The following is a 14629-nucleotide window of genomic DNA, read 5'->3' on the forward strand; positions in this document are numbered from 1 at the left end:
TCGCAGCTTTCCCGTTCATCGCAAGCAGTCTGGCAAGGAAGCAGGACATGACCAACAGACAGAAGCCGATCTGGGCGCGCTTTTACTCGCCTAATGTGGATCCGTTCTTTGAACCCGAGCCGATCTGCGTGAATCGTTTGATCGGCAGGGCATTCGCTCAGTACGAAGACCGCATTTTTATCGAGTACCGGGGCGAGGAGATCAGCTATGGCGAGATGCGCCGGCGCGTCGGGCAGGCCTCTGCGGCGTTGCGCGCCGCCGGTATCTTGCCGGGTGACCGGGTCGCGCTGCATCTGCCCAACTGCCCGTGGCATCCGGTGCTCTTCTTCGGCGCGCTGGCGGTAGGGGCGACGGTGACACATCTATCGCCGTTGGATGCGCCGGAAGAGATCGCGTCCAAGGTGGAGGATACTTCGCCAAAGCTGTTGTTCTCCACCGATGCCGCCGACATGCTGGCCCCGCTCTCCAGGGCTTTCCCGCACGGCAACTTGCCGCCGATCTTCATTTGCCCGGATGCCGTGCCGGGCAGGGAGTGGGACGGTAGGCCACTTGCCGGCGCGCGACCAGTGTCGCTTCTGCTGGCAGGCCATGAGCCGGCCGAGGATTTGCCGCTCGACATGCCTCTGGATCATCCGGCGCTGCTGCAGTTCACCGGAGGTACGACAGGCGCGCCCAAAGCCGCGGTGCTCACTCATGGCAACCTGTCAGCGGCGGCCCAGACTGTCGCCCATGTGAATATCGACGAGCCGGCGGCCCAGCCCGGCAAGAAAGCGCTGCAATACGCGCCGCTCTTTCACATCATGGGGCTCGTGGGCAACATGATGCGGCGTGCGCAGGAAGGCGGTTACATCAGCCTGCGCCAGCGCTTCGACGCAGCCGCCTGCATCGACGATGTGGAACGGCTGGGGATCAACACCCTGGCCGGCGTCCCGACGATGTGGATCGGCATTCTGGGCGTGCAGGGAATCTCCGGACGAGATCTTTCCAGCCTCGACTATGTCGCCGCCAGCGGCGCGCCGTTGCCGCGTGAGGTTTACAACCGAATCCTTGCGCTAACGGGCCTGCGCCTGCGCGGGGGGTGGGGAATGACCGAGTCTTCGGCGCTTGGCTGTCAGTTGCCACGCAACATCCCTGAAGAGAAGCTGGGCGCTACCGGCATCCCGAACCCTGCGATGGAGTTCCGCGTCGTCGATCCCGAAGACCCGAACAGGGTGCTGGCCATCGGCGAAACCGGCGAATTCATCCTTCGTGGCCCGTCGATCATGAAAGGCTACTGGAACCGGCCGGAGGAGACCGCCGCCGCGTTTCATGAGGACTGGCTGCTGACCGGTGATATCGGTTACATGGACGAGGACGGGTTCGTTTTCCTTGTCGACCGCAAGAAGGATGTCATCCTTTCCGGTGGCTACAACGTCTATCCACTCACCATTGAGAACGCGATCCATCGTCATCCTGATGTCAGCGAAGCCATCGTGATCGGAGTCCCGGACGCCTATCGCGGCGAAAGTGCGAAGGCCTTCATTTGTCTCAATCAAGGGGCCAGCCCGTTCACGCTGAAAGAGCTCCAGGACTTCCTTTCTGACAAGATCGGCCGGCACGAAGTGCCGCGGTTCCTGGAGTTTCGGGATTCGTTGCCGCGCACGGCCGTCGGCAAGGCCTCCAGACGGGTTCTGAAAGATGAAGAGGCTGCGCGCTTGAGTGCGGGCTCGGCCAAATAAAGGAAGTCCGATGGAGTTCGCGCCCACCGCCGAAGAGGAAGCGTTCCGGCAGGAACTTCGCGCCTTCATCGCCGCCAACTGCCAGGCGAGACCGCGCGCCATGTGCGTCAGAGCCGCTTGTTGCCCAAGGCCATGGTGGTTGACTGGCAACGAATTCTCAACGGCCAGGGCTGGGCGACTCCGCGCTGGCCACGCGAATGGGGCGGTCCGGGCTGGAGCGCCAACCAGATCTATATATTTACCGAGGAATATCAGCGCGCCTGCGCACCGGATCCGATGGCTTTCGGCGTCGTCATGGCAGCCTCGGTGATCCTCCGGTTCGGTTCCGGCGCGCAGAAGCGCCGTTTCCTGCCGCGCTTCGCCAATCTGGACGGCTGGTGGTTTCAGGGTTTCTCCGAACCGGACGCGGGGGCCGATCTTGTCTCCTTGTCCACGCGTGCAACCCGCGATGGCGACGGTTGGCCGATCAACGACCAGAAGACCTGGACCTCCTGTGCCCATTACGCCGACTGGATGTTCGCGCTGGTGCGCACATCGCGGGAGGAGCGCAAACACGCCAGTATCTCCTTCATGTTGATCGACATGAAGCAGTCGGGCGTGGTCGTGCGTCCGATTATTAGGATCGACGGGGCGCATGAGGTCAACGAGGTGTTCCTCGACGATGTCTACGTCCCGGACGAGAATGTGGTGGGGACAGTCGGCAAGGGCTGGAGTTACGCCAAGTTCCTCCTTGGCAACGAACGCTTTGGAATGGCGCGGATCGGTCTCCACCAGGCGCATCTGGCCGAGGTCAGGCGGCTAACGCAGGGGCGGCTCCGGAACGGTCGCCCCCTCTGAGAAATCCCGCGTTTCCGTGACCGTTTCTCAATGGTGAAGATCGACCTGAAAGCGTTGGAACTCACGACGCTGCGGGTGCTTTCGCGCATGCAAGCGGGAGAGAGAGGCGGCAAGCCGGATCCTGCGACTTCGGTGATCAAATAGAAGTCCTCGGCGGTCATTCAGGCGATTACCGAACTGTTCTGGGAGGTGGCTGGCGGTCTCGTGCCGGGGAATGGCGTGAGCCCGGGTCCGGATTGGGTCGATGCTGCCGCAGCAGGATATTTCAATCATCGCAAGGCCACGATCTACGGCGGTTCCAGCGAGACGCAGAAGAACATTATCGCCACCACCATTCTGGGATTGTGAGAAATGGATTTCGAGTTCTCTGACGAGCAGCGGACGCTGCGCGACAGTCTCGGGCGCTTCCTCGCCGATCTATGATTTTGCAACCCGGCGCGCGGCGATGGAACGTGAGAACGGGCTTAATCCGGCGATCTGGCAGAGATTCGCCGGATTGGCGTTGCTGGCGCTGGAATTTGACGAAGCGGTTGGTGGTTTCGGCGGCGGTGCGGCCGAGGCGATGATCGTCGCCGAGGCCGACCTTCTCTTCGTTCATACTCATGACGTGAATGGCATTCCCGGTGTCTATCTGGTGGAAGCGGGGGCGTCGGGTCTCGTTCGAACGGGATGGAGGGATTTTGCAATCGTCGATCAGGCCGTTCGGGTGGTAACGAAAACGCGATTTTTGGAAATATGTAGTAATTTCAATACCTTGAGAACATTACGGCGCTTTTGACGGTACGAATGCCGACACGCGGTGAAAGCGCAAGCAAAATCAAAGCCCTACCCACCTAGGAGACGATGGAGTGGAATGACTCAGGTCCATCCGAGGGTATCAGGTACTACGCCACAATACGCTTTATGCTGCCGAAACAATAAAGAGGCTTGCGGTGATCCACGCGGCGGTGGCGGGTACTGGTATTACCAGCCGATTCTCATTGGAGCGCCGCGCCCGTTGCGGGCGCGGCGTTCAGTCGAAACCGTGCCTTTCCGCCATCACCGTGTAGGTTTGGAGGTCGCCTTTCATACGGTCACCCCAGGTCGTCAGGGACGTCAGTGTCTCGGCCCTTGCGAGATGGGCCGTCAGCGCTTCCCTGTCCTGCCAGCGCTCGGCGACCAGGAAGCGTCCCGTTGGTCTGTCATCCAGGGTGATGCCGTAGAACAGGCAGCTCTTTTCGGGCTTCGTTCTGAGGCTGATCACCTGAACGTCGCGGACGAATGCGTCGATGTCCGGCGGATCGATGTGGATGTACCCCATGAGTATGAGCATGGCGTTTTCTCCCCTTCACATGCTGACCGCCGGCACGATCTTGCCCTGGATATGACCCTTGGCGGCCCGTTCATGCGCCTGTCGGGCATCGGAAAGCGGATAGATGCTGTCGACGACCACGCGGATTTTCCCGTCGTCGAGCAGGCGGGCCAGTTCCGTCAGTTGCGCGCCGCTGGAGCGGACCTGGGTCGCGGGCGATGCCCCGTTTAAGCGGTGCATCGCTCCGTTTCTCAAGCGATATCATGAAATCGGTCGGCTGGAAGAACGACGACAGCCTCCGCGCCGTCGCTCGCGACCTCCTTTCCGGGAGGACGACGACGCGCCTGGCAAGGCAGCCAAAAGGAGGTGCTGGCCTAAGCGAGGAAACGCACGGCATTGCGATGTCCCGACGAACGTGCGTGATGGCGGGGCGTCGTGCCCGTCACGCGCTTGAAGGCGGTTCTGAACGCGCTTTCCGATTCATAGCCGAGCGAAAGGGCAATCGCGCCGATGGGTTCGCCATGCTCCAGGCTGCGTTCGGCGAGGCGCATCCGCCAGCGGGTGAGATATTCGATCGGACTTTCACCGACCAGTTGCCGAAACCGCGCCGCAAAGCTGGCGCGCGACATGCCGGCTTCAACGGCGAGCGTTTCCACCGTCCAGCGCCGCGACGGTTCCCGATGGATCGCCTTGATGGCCGCACCTATCCGTTGGTCCGTTAGCGCGAACAGCCAGCCGGTCCCCTTGTTCTCGTTGAGATAGAGGCGGAGCGCCTGGATAAAGATCATCGCGGCGAGCTGCTGCGCGATGAGGATGCCGCCCGGTTTGAGATCGGTCAGTTCCTCTCGCATCCGCTCGAAGGCCCAGCGCAGCGTTTCAGCCTCGCCGCGCAAATGGACGATTGGCGGCAGCATGCCGAGCAAAATCTCGGCCTGCGGGCCCGCGAGCGCAAAATGGCCGCCGAGCACGGTCACGCCTGAGCCGTCATTGAGCTTCACCAGCGCGCCTTCCTCGGTGCCGAGAAAGTGGCGGCGCCAATCGTCCGGCGGCAGGCTCAGGTCACTGGCGATCTGAAACGGCTGACCGCGCGGCAGCATGAAGCAATCGCCCTTCTGCAGAAACACAGGTGCGCCCGCGCCTTCCACAGCGATCCAGCACGCGCCGGCGGTGACGGCGTAGCATTTGATGGCCTCATGGGCGTCGAAGCCGACCGACCAGTTGCCGCCGGCCTCGAAGCCGCCCACGAGATAGCTTCGCAGTCGCAGGAAAGAGATGATATCGGATAAAGGGTCCATTCTGGATGATCTCCAACAAAATCGGGATTTTGACGCATAGTTCGTCTGAAGTCGACGGCCTATGATGCTTTCAGCGTTCATGTGCACGAGGAGATCTAGTTTGACCTTTGAGATATTGGCGCTCGTGATGACGTTCGCCTGTTGCGTTCTCGGCATCCGCTTTATCGTCTTCGGCGGAGGCGTTCTCAGGGAGTGGGGGCTCGAGAGCACGGCTGGCGCGCTCATTGTGTTTCGTCGGATGGGCCTGATGTATCTGGGCCTCGCCCTGATGTTCTTCCTTGGCAGGACGGCCGCCACTTCGGAAATCCGCTCAGCGGTGTGCCTTGTCATGGGCGGAACGGCCCTCCTGCTGGCGGGGCTGGGCGTGTTCGAGTTTTTGGCGCGGCGTGCCGGCGCGGGCATCTTTCGTTCGGCCGTCGCGGAGGCGGTGCTTGGGGCCGCCTTTTTCTGGGTTTGGTGGGCGGGATGATGTCGGGTTTCACGCCGCCAACTGATTTCAAGCTTGAGAAAATTGACGAGAACCCATCATGAAGCGCATCCAGTATTTCAAGTATGGCAATCCGGAAGAGCTTTCACTGGCCGATGTGGATCAGCCGAAACCCGGACGCGGCCAGATTCTGGTCCGCGTCAAGGCCGCATCCGTCAACCCGATGGACTGGAAGATCCGGCGCGGCGAAATGAAAATGCTGTCCGGTTCGCGCTTTCCGCGCGGTCTGGGCCATGACTTTTCCGGCGTGGTCGATGCGGTCGGACCCGATGTCGAGCGATTCAAGGTGGGCGACGAGGTTTTCGGCGCCGCTTCGATCCGGCACGCCGGCGCTTTCGCGGAATATGTCGTGGCGGACGAGAAAAACATTGCGCCGAAGCCAACCAATATCACGTTCGAACAGGCGGCGACACTGACGGTTGTCGGCTCGGCAGCCTGGATCGGCCTCATCGCAAAGGCGAAACTGAGTGCGGGGCAGTCCGTTCTTGTCACCGGGTGTCTGGGAGGCGTGGGGCGTTCGGCGGTGCAGATCGCGCGGATGCAAGGCGCAATCGTCACCGGCAGTTGTCGCGCATCCGGGCGCGCGGAGGCTCAGGCGCTGGGCGTGAGCGAGGTGATCGACTACAACGCCTTCGAGATCGGGGCCTATCGACGCCGGTTCGACGTCATTTTCGATACCGCAGGCGCGCTGTCGCTGCGCCAGTGTGGCGCAATGCTCCGGAAGGGCGGTAGGTCACTGCACATCGTCCCCACGCCCGCCAAGATGATCGGCTGCCTGTTTTCACCGCGCCATCACATTGTGATCGCCAACCCAACCCCCGAAAGCTTCGCGGGCATTTCTGAAGCGGCCGCGCAAGACAGGCTCGCCCCGGTGATCGGTCGCGTCGTGCCGCTGTCTGAAGCCATCCCCGCCATCATCGCGCTCGAAAAGACGGGCAACCCCAAGGGGAAGCTGGTGATTGCGCCCATGGCGTAGGACTGGCGAGCAGCCACCATCCCGGTGGAAGCGCTCTATCTCTTTGTTTTGGTGAATTTTCGCCGACGTCAGGTGTTTCTACCTGACTGTGAAACACTCTCCTCAGGCTTATGTGAGGGACCCGCAGCGCCCTGCTGACCGGCCGCGCGGTAACGCAGCCCGTCAACCAGAAGCGCGACCAGCCGGCGCGCGGCTGCCGGATTGCCGTCGCTTGACGGCATGCAGAGGCTCGCCACCGCGCGCAGGAGATCATACGGGTTTGCGTCGGGGCGTATTTCCCCGGCAGCGACGGCGGCATCGAGCAGTCTTTGCAGCGCAGGTTCGAACCGGCTGTCGAAATAGGCCGGCAGCGCTTCGAATGCCGGGTCGCCCGAATGGAGCGCGGCGGCCAGCCCGCGCTTGGCAACGATGAAGTCGACATAGCGCTGCATCCAGCGGTCGAGCGCTTCTGCGGGCGGATAGGCTTCTGCGAGAGAGGCTGCAGCGTCCGCGCAGGCGTCGACCTCACTGCGAAACACCGCTGCAATCAGGTCGGAGCGTTGCGGAAAGTTGCGGTAGATGGTCCCGACCCCGACGCCTGCCTTTTCCGCGATCTCGCGCATCGGCGCCTCGACACCCGATGTGGTGAACACGTCCCGTGCGGTGCGCACCAATGTCTCGATATTGCGTTGCGCATCCGCGCGCACGCTCCGTTCCGACGATCTGCCAGCCATGGATTCCTGAAATTCTCCAACATACGCTTGTTAAGCGGAACAATGTTCCGTATATAGACGGAAGACTGTTCCGTTTAATACGCCGCCGGGCGTCAAAAAGCCAGCGAAGAAACAAGGAGACGTCTTCATGTCGGATGAACGCATTGCTCTCGTCACGGGAGCCACGCAAGGCATCGGCCTTCAAATTGCGAAGGACCTGGTTGCAAAAGGGCTGACGGTGATCGTCGGGGCGCGCGACCTTGAAAAGGGCGAGAAGGCGGCGCAGGACATCGGGGCGGGCGCCCACGCCATCCAGCTCGATGTCACGGATGAAGCATCGATCGCCCGGGCGGCTGCTCTCATCCGCACCCGGTTCGGCCGTCTGGACATCCTGATGAACAATGCCGGGATCTCACGGGCGAAGCCGAACCAGGACTTTGCGGAGGCCGTCAGGACCAACCTGCTGACCGACGCGCCGCTTGCCGATATCCGGACGGTGTTCGAGACCAATGTGTTCGGCGTCATCGCGGTAACACAGGCCATGCTTCCGCTTCTGCGCGAAGCGCCTGCGGGCCGCATCGTCATCACCGGAAGCTCCGGCGCATCGCTGACGCTCAACTCCGACTCCGCCAATGATCATCGGCGGATGTTCGGCAATTACTCCGTGTCAAAGGCGGCGGCGCACGCCGTGATGCTGGCCTTCGCGCTGGCGCTCGAAGGCACAAACATCAAGGTCAACGCCGCATGCCCCGGCTTTACGTCGACCGCGCTCAACAACTTCAACGGCACGCGCAGCGTGGAAGAGGGCGCGCGCGAGCCGGTGCGGCTTGCCCTGATCGGCGATGACGGCCCCACCGGAACCTTCTCCGATGAAAACGGAACCGTGCCTTGGTGAAGTCGCGCGGAAGGACGGGTTGCCCTGAGAGCGACAAGCCGTAACGAAAGCCAGTTTGAAGGATATGAAATGCGCATTTTTCTGACCGGCGCGACCGGTTTCATCGGTTCGGCGATCGTGCCCAACCTGCTCGACGACGGACACCAGGTTCTTGGACTGGCGCGGTCGGAACCGTCAGCTGATGCCTTGCGACAAGCCGGCTGCGACGTCCTGCGGGGCGATCTGCGTGATCTGGAGAGCCTGTGCCTTGGTGCGGAGCAGGCCGACGTCGTCATCCATACGGCCTTCGATCATGATTTCTCCCGCATGGCGGAAAACTGCGAGATGGACCGCGTCGCGATCGAGGCGATGGGCAGCGCCCTTGCCGGATCGAACAAGAGGTTCATCGTCACCTCGGGCCTGCCGCCCCTCATGGGCCAGGTTGCGACGGAGACCGATATCCTGCCGGCCGGCGCTCACGGCATGCCGCGCGTATCGGAGCAGGCGGCCATGGCGCTGATCGACAGCGGCGTCAGCGTGTCGGTCATCAGGATGCCGCAGGTCCACGATCGGAACCGGCAGGGATTCGCCTTCTACCTGATGGATCATGCGCGCAATCACGGTGTCTCGGCCTATGTCGGCGACGGACAAAACCGCTGGCCGGCGGTTCACCGCCTCGACGCCGCCCGGCTTTACAGCCTCGTCCTCAAGAATGGCGTGAGCGGCGAGCGTTACCATGCCGTGAGCGAAGAAGGCGTGACAGTCCGCGACGTCGCCGAAGCGATCGGCAAACGGCTGGAAGTGCCGGTGAGGTCGCTTTCGGAAGAAGACTCGGCATCCCACTTCGGCTGGCTCGACCGGATCGCGCGCATGGATGTCCCGGCATCCAGTGTCCTGACGAGGCAAAAGCTGCAATGGCAACCCCTGCAGAAGGCCGGACTCATCCAGGATATTCTGGACTCGGTCTGAACGAAGGTCTTCGTATCCCCGTAATGCTGCTGCAATCTCGGCCCGTAAGATTGCCGCATGGAACACGGAGAAGCGATGAAACTCCTGCTGATTGAAGATGAAAGGGAGTTGGCGAATGCGCTGTCGGCGGCGCTGGGCAAGCACGGCATTGTCATCGACCATGCCGTTTATCTCGCGGATGCATTCGAGCTCACGCTTCAAAACACATACGACGCCATTCTTTTGGACCGGCGCTTGCCGGATGGCGAGGGCCTGACATTCATTCCGAAGCTGAGGCGGGCCGGGGTTGATACGCCCGTCATCGTGCTGACGGCCAGAAACGAACCGATGGAGCGCGTCGAGGGACTTGACCTTGGCGCGGACGATTACCTCGGAAAGCCGTTTCTCATCGAGGAACTGATGGCGCGGGTGCGCGCCTTGCTCAGGCGGCCGCCGACCCTGGAGGAACAGACTATCCGGGTGGGGCGATTGCACATCGACCCGCTGCATCTTCATGTCATGGCTGGCACCGTGCCGCTCGATCTTCCCCGGCGTGAACTTCTGGTCCTTCAGGCGCTCGCCAGGCGGAAGGGAAAGACCGTTCTTCGCTCGACGCTCGAGGAGGCGGTCTACAATTACGAAGAGGAAATACAATCCAACGCTCTTGATGCCCATATTTCGAGGCTGCGAAAGCGGCTGGCGGACGCCGATGCCGGGGTAACGATCCACAATATCCGGGGCGTCGGCTATCTTCTGAGGGAAGAATGATGCGCGCCGGACGCCAATCCAGCCCCTCGCTCCGTTGGCGGTTGAGCTGGCAGCTCAGCCTCGTGATCACGGCCGTCATTGCCGTCGTCATCGTCGGGCTTTCCGTCTATGCCACGATGGTGCTTTCGCCGAATATCGCCATGGAGCATGCGGTCAAGTCCGCCGTGGCGGAGGCGATTGAGCGCGACCGTGAAGGCGATCTCGCGCTGAAAGATACGCCGACCCTTCGTTCATTGATCGCGCGCAACGACGGGCTCTGGTTCGTGGTCGCCACAACTGACGGCGATTCCGTCTCCCATGGAGCCGTCCCCGCAAACTATGCCGCCATCGCGCCGCTCGTGAGCCTGTTTCATTCGGCCGATATTCGCGGGGCGAGCGGCGTGCCCGAAATCGCGTCGATCGAGGACGTCGAGACGCCGATCGGCGACGTCAGGATCCTGTTTGGCGGTGCCGCCGGCAAAGGCTGGCCTGTTCTTGCGATCCTCGCGGAGGCCTATCCGATCTACCTGTCGCTGCTCGCAATCGCGCTGCCGGCCATCTTTCTTGCGGTGCCGCGCATCGTCGGGCGCGCGATCGCGCGCGTCAGCGACGTCGCTGACATGGCATCGCAGATCGAGCTCAAGCAGCGTGGGGACCGGCTTCCGGTCGCCGGTATTCCCAAGGAGGTTGCGCCTCTCGTCGTAGCGTTCAACGGCGCGCTCGACCGTATCGAGAAGGAGTTCCAGAAACGTCAGCGTTTTTTGGTCGACGCGGCGCATGAACTCAGGACGCCGATCGCGATCATGCAGACGCGCATCGAGGGCCTGTCCGAAGGCCCGGAACGCACACGATTGCTGGATGATGTCGCGCGCCTGGCGGATATGGCGGAGCAACTTCTCGATTTCGAACGCGGCGGTCAGACGATCGATCTCGCCGAAACGGTGGATCTCGTCGATATCGCGCGCATAGCGGTGGCGGATCTCGCGCCGCTCGCCATCGCGGCGGGTTACGAGATTTCGTTTCATGGCGACGCAATGTGCGTCGAGCGCAAAGGCGACGGCGCCGCCCTGCGCCGCGTGATCGGCAATCTCATCCGCAACGCCATCGAGCACGGCGGCGGCCATGGGGCCATCACGGTTTCAGCATTGGCGGACGGCGAAATCAGCGTGAGCGATGAAGGCCCCGGCATAGCGGCGGATCATCAGGACCTGGTGTTCGAGCCTTTCTATCGCGTGGTTCCGAACGGCCGGGGAGCAGGCCTTGGACTGAGCCTGGTAAAGCAGATCGTCGAAAGTCATGGCGGGCATGTCAGTATCGAAAGCAGCTCCAGCGGCACCAGGGTAACAATGCGGCTTTAGGCTTTAAGAGCGGTCCTCAGGCCGCGAAAAGAGAATATTTTGCTGACAGGGGCTTCCGTCGGCATCCATGGCGCTGCCCGTAATGTCCCCGCAATTCTTCCGTTCCATCTTTGCGCGCGAACCATCGCCGCAGTCCGCGGCGGCATTGAAACGAGAGCTGATTTCATGAGAACCGACAATCGCACATCACGGGCAAGAGGCCGGGCGACTTCGCGGCCGACCGCGTTCCTCGCCCCCACCTCGATCGCAGCGTCCGCCACCCATTCCCGGGGGCAGTGCTCATGACCTGGGATCCGAGCGCGGAATGGCCGGGTTATGCCGCACCAACATCCTTCGATGACTATGCGAAGCGCTACGAGCGCTTCTTCAGGATGCGGCGCGAAGGCGGCATCATCGAGCTGCGCATGCACACCGACGACGGCCCCTACAGACATACCCACGCCGCCCACAACGCATGGGCCCGCGTCTGGCAGGATGTCGGCAACGATCCCGAGAACCAGGTGCTGATCCTGACCGGCACGGGCGACAAATGGATGATGGGCGATCCGAAAGGGCTCAACCCGAAACCGGCGTCGGATCTGGACCCGGACCACATCTACCAGCGGATGATGGACGGGTGGAAGCATATCGAAAGCTTCATCTACAGCATCGACATGCCCACCATCGCAGCCGTCAACGGTCCCGGCGTCCACACGGAATTCGCGCTTTTGTCCGACGTCACTTTTTCAGCGCCGGACGCGGATTTCATGGATCCCCACTTCTGGTTGGGAAGCCCTCCGGGCGACGGGCAGGGCATGGCGCTGCAAGCCCTGATGGGTCCAAAGCGCGCCGCCTATTATATCTATGCGGCCAAATCCATTCCGGCGCCAATGGCCCTCGAATACGGACTCGTCAACGAGATCTTTCCGCGGGACGCGCTTCTCGACAGGGCCTGGGACCTCGCCCGCTACATGATGAAACGGCCGCGCTACACGCGCTGGGCGACCCACAACATCCTGTCGCGACATTGGAAGAAGGCGATCTCCGAAGATTTCGGCTTCCACATGGCGCATCAGATGCTGGCAAATGTGGCGAGCAAATCGGTTGTCCCGGATCCGGCGTTGCTGGCCGATCCCCGCAACCCCTTTTGACCAGACATTGGGGTTGTCCTGCCGAGCAGCCGAAGCCGCCCGCTTTGATTGCCCGGCAGGGCGCATCCTTTCCCGGAGTGAGCATGATTGACGATCACGAAGATCCCATCGCCGTGCAAAGACGCGGACAATTCCCATTAACACGCCGCGCACTGCTCGCTGCCTCGGTAGCGACAATTGCCGCCGCCCCGGTCTCGAAAGCCTTTGACGGCAGCGTGCAACCCGTGACGGGGCCGATCAACTCCGAATGCGCTTACGCCTATGCCTATGTCTACGTCCTGGGGTAGGCCGGCATGAGCATTATCGGTCCTTGCCGATCCCAACCGCGTGCTACGGCGCGGGATATCGAATCGAATGCAATTCTTCCGATCGCGGACGGCGACATGCGTCACGCCAACCAGCCTCTCGACAAAGCAGCCGCAGCCGGCATCAGAGCGCATCGACCTGGGTCGGTTGCTCATGGACGACATCCACAAACTCCATACGGCTCGCGCCTGTGGAATGCCTCTTCACGCCGGCGTCGAGCCTCCGCCTCCCGGTGGTGGCGTTCCCGCTCGTCGGATTCCAACTTCGCCCAACACCCACGTTCCAGCGCTGGAATGTGGAGGCGATCACAGGTTCTTCTTCGACGCCGTATCCGTAAAGCCATACTCTGCAGCAACTTTGGTCATGGGCTTGGACCAAGCCTGCTCGTAAAGCTCTTCCCGAGAATCTGTCTTCACCTCTCAACCTTTGTCGTCAGTGCAATGTGCTCGATATCGGCCCGCCGATTCATGACCAAGGTGGGCGTTTTTTTGCAGTTTTGACGGTGCTTTATCGACGCATCAGATTTGACCTTCTTGGTCGATGCCTCACCGCAAAGCGGGCGATAGAGGCCGAAAGTTCACAGCATTTTTTCAGCTAGGTTGGCTCCTCAAAAATCAACAAAATCAGAATACTAGAGCGTGAGTGAGGGCGGCTTCGTTTCCGCCTCTACTGCCTGTTCTTCAACGCATCGCGGATTTCGAGCAGCACGTCCAGTTCGTTCGGGCCGGGCGGCGGGGCAGCGGCGGCTGCGGCCTCTTCCTGCTTTTTCGCCTTGCGTTCGGCTGCGGCGCGGACCCGGTTGATGGTTTTCACCAGCATGAAGACGACGAAGGCGATGATCAGGAAGTTGATCACAGAGGTGATGAAGGCGCCGTAAGCGAAGATCGCGGCGCTGGAATCGCGCGCGTCGGCAAGACTTGCGCCCTCGGGCACCGTGCCGTTCATCACGAAATACATGTCGGAAAAGTCGATGCCGCCGACAATCAGCCCGATGATCGGATCGATGATATCGGCCACCAGCGAGCGGACGATGGCGGTGAACGCCGCGCCGACGATGATGCCGACGGCCATGTCCACCACATTGCCTCTGGCAATGAAATCCCTGAATTCCTTGAGCATCATCTCTCCGTCCTTATCTGTTGCGACAGGACAAGGTTAGGCGATTGCGGCGGAAGGTTCCATGCTGTGGGGGTTGAAAAGCGCGGCGGCGGGCAGCCTATTCCACAGGCTCTTCCACCTTGGCGCGTTCCCAGCCCTTGCCGGTCAGGTGTTCCTGCGGCTGGAAGCGTTTCTTGTAGTCCATCTTCTGCGAGCCTTTGACCCAGTAGCCGAGATAGACATAGGGAAGGCTCAGTCTTTGAGCGCGGGAGACATGGTCGACGATCATGTAGCTGCCGAGCGAGCGCTTCACATAGGCCGGGTTGAAGAAGGAATAAACCATCGACAACCCGTCGACGAGAATGTCGGAAAGGGCGACGGCGACGAGTTCGCCTTCTTCGCCGAGGCGGCCGGTTGAAACCCGGTATTCGAAGAGCCGGGTTTCCACATGGGTTTCCTCGACCATCACCGCGTAATCGTCGATTGTCATGTCGGCCATGCCGCCGCGCTGGTGGCGGCTGTCGAGATAGGTGCGGAACAGGTCATACTGCTCGGCGGTGGCGATTGCCGGACGCTCGGCAACCGCGAGATCGCTGTTGCGCGAGATGATGCGTCTGAGCGAACGGGGCTTTTCGAATTCCTCGGCCACGATCCTGACGGAGACGCAGGCGCGGCAGTTCTCGCAGGCCGGGCGATAGGCAATGTTCTGCGAACGCCGGAAACCGCCCTGGGTCAGAAGGTCGTTCATCTCGCCGGCGCGCGGGCCGACGAGATGGGTAAAGACCTTGCGCTCGCGCTCTGCCTCCAGATAGGGGCACTGCGCCGGAGCGGTCAGGTAAAACTGAGGCGACTGAGTAGCTTGCGTGTTCATG

Annotated in this window: 15 protein-coding genes and 2 pseudogenes; 11 read left to right on the forward strand and 6 right to left on the reverse strand. The window is 61.7% G+C overall.

The window, feature by feature from the left end:
• Positions 1 to 47 precede the first annotated feature (47 nt).
• The 3 genes and pseudogenes from FF124_RS09300 (at position 48) to FF124_RS09310 (ending at position 3333) form a co-directional block, all read left to right on the forward strand.
• Positions 48 to 1718, forward strand: coding sequence for a class I adenylate-forming enzyme family protein (locus tag FF124_RS09300; protein ID WP_138748232.1), 1671 nt, complete (start codon positions 48 to 50; stop codon positions 1716 to 1718).
• Between the two features lie 10 nt (positions 1719 to 1728).
• Positions 1729 to 2903, forward strand: a pseudogene (locus FF124_RS09305) (acyl-CoA dehydrogenase family protein).
• Positions 2904 to 3000: 97 nt separating this feature from the next.
• On the forward strand, positions 3001 to 3333 hold the full coding sequence (locus tag FF124_RS09310; RefSeq protein WP_138748233.1) for a hypothetical protein: 333 nt from the start codon (positions 3001 to 3003) through the stop codon (positions 3331 to 3333).
• 234 nt (positions 3334 to 3567) lie between these two features.
• On the opposite strand, the gene FF124_RS09315 is transcribed toward FF124_RS09310, so the two are convergent.
• The 3 genes and pseudogenes from FF124_RS09315 to FF124_RS09325 form a co-directional block, all read right to left on the reverse strand.
• The gene (locus tag FF124_RS09315; protein WP_138748234.1) at positions 3568 to 3867 is read right to left on the reverse strand and encodes a putative quinol monooxygenase; all 300 of its coding nucleotides are present in this window, start codon (positions 3865 to 3867) and stop codon (positions 3568 to 3570) included.
• A gap of 15 nt (positions 3868 to 3882) precedes the next feature.
• Positions 3883 to 4059 (reverse strand): annotated as a pseudogene (locus FF124_RS09320) (zinc-binding dehydrogenase); the annotation flags it as partial.
• 161 nt (positions 4060 to 4220) lie between these two features.
• Entirely contained in the window at positions 4221 to 5141 is a 921-nt protein-coding gene (locus tag FF124_RS09325) for an AraC family transcriptional regulator (RefSeq protein WP_138748235.1), read from the reverse strand.
• A 100-nt stretch (positions 5142 to 5241) separates the two neighbouring features.
• Between FF124_RS09325 and FF124_RS09330 the strand changes: the two genes are divergently transcribed.
• Both FF124_RS09330 and FF124_RS09335 read left to right on the forward strand, forming a co-directional pair.
• Entirely contained in the window at positions 5242 to 5610 is a 369-nt protein-coding gene (locus tag FF124_RS09330) for a hypothetical protein (protein WP_138748236.1), read from the forward strand.
• A 58-nt stretch (positions 5611 to 5668) separates the two neighbouring features.
• The gene (locus FF124_RS09335; protein WP_138748237.1) at positions 5669 to 6604 is read left to right on the forward strand and encodes an NADP-dependent oxidoreductase; all 936 of its coding nucleotides are present in this window, start codon (positions 5669 to 5671) and stop codon (positions 6602 to 6604) included.
• A 68-nt stretch (positions 6605 to 6672) separates the two neighbouring features.
• Here the strand turns inward: FF124_RS09335 and FF124_RS09340 are convergent, their stop codons facing one another.
• The gene (locus FF124_RS09340) at positions 6673 to 7317 is read right to left on the reverse strand and encodes a TetR/AcrR family transcriptional regulator (protein WP_138748238.1); all 645 of its coding nucleotides are present in this window, start codon (positions 7315 to 7317) and stop codon (positions 6673 to 6675) included.
• 127 nt (positions 7318 to 7444) lie between these two features.
• Between FF124_RS09340 and FF124_RS09345 the strand changes: the two genes are divergently transcribed.
• The 6 genes from FF124_RS09345 to FF124_RS09370 all read left to right on the forward strand — a co-directional run bounded on the left by FF124_RS09345 (position 7445) and on the right by FF124_RS09370 (position 12640).
• Positions 7445 to 8191, forward strand: coding sequence for an SDR family NAD(P)-dependent oxidoreductase (locus FF124_RS09345; protein ID WP_138748239.1), 747 nt, complete (start codon positions 7445 to 7447; stop codon positions 8189 to 8191).
• A 69-nt stretch (positions 8192 to 8260) separates the two neighbouring features.
• Entirely contained in the window at positions 8261 to 9139 is an 879-nt protein-coding gene (locus tag FF124_RS09350) for an SDR family oxidoreductase (RefSeq protein ID WP_138748240.1), read from the forward strand.
• Positions 9140 to 9214: 75 nt separating this feature from the next.
• The gene (locus tag FF124_RS09355) at positions 9215 to 9886 is read left to right on the forward strand and encodes a response regulator transcription factor (protein WP_138748545.1); all 672 of its coding nucleotides are present in this window, start codon (positions 9215 to 9217) and stop codon (positions 9884 to 9886) included.
• A complete protein-coding gene (locus tag FF124_RS09360; RefSeq protein ID WP_138748241.1) occupies positions 9886 to 11223 on the forward strand; it encodes a sensor histidine kinase in 1338 nt (445 codons plus the stop codon). The genes FF124_RS09355 and FF124_RS09360 overlap by 1 nt, the downstream gene beginning before the upstream one ends.
• A 281-nt stretch (positions 11224 to 11504) precedes the next feature.
• Complete coding sequence (locus FF124_RS09365; protein ID WP_138748242.1) at positions 11505 to 12353, forward strand: enoyl-CoA hydratase/isomerase family protein; 849 nt, start codon at positions 11505 to 11507, stop codon at positions 12351 to 12353.
• 83 nt (positions 12354 to 12436) lie between these two features.
• On the forward strand, positions 12437 to 12640 hold the full coding sequence (locus FF124_RS09370; RefSeq protein WP_138748243.1) for a hypothetical protein: 204 nt from the start codon (positions 12437 to 12439) through the stop codon (positions 12638 to 12640).
• A gap of 685 nt (positions 12641 to 13325) precedes the next feature.
• On the opposite strand, the gene mscL is transcribed toward FF124_RS09370, so the two are convergent.
• Both mscL and FF124_RS09380 read right to left on the reverse strand, forming a co-directional pair.
• Positions 13326 to 13778 (reverse strand): large conductance mechanosensitive channel protein MscL, encoded by a 453-nt coding sequence (gene mscL / locus FF124_RS09375; protein ID WP_138748546.1) that lies wholly within the window; start codon positions 13776 to 13778, stop codon positions 13326 to 13328.
• A gap of 97 nt (positions 13779 to 13875) precedes the next feature.
• Positions 13876 to 14628 carry an arginyltransferase gene (locus FF124_RS09380; protein ID WP_138748547.1) on the reverse strand — a complete coding sequence of 251 codons (753 nt, stop codon included), beginning with the start codon at positions 14626 to 14628 and terminating at the stop codon, positions 13876 to 13878.
• Position 14629: the final 1 nt, after the last annotated feature.

Source organism: Martelella lutilitoris (genome assembly GCF_005924265.1).
GTDB classification, from domain to species: domain Bacteria; phylum Pseudomonadota; class Alphaproteobacteria; order Rhizobiales; family Rhizobiaceae; genus Martelella; species Martelella lutilitoris.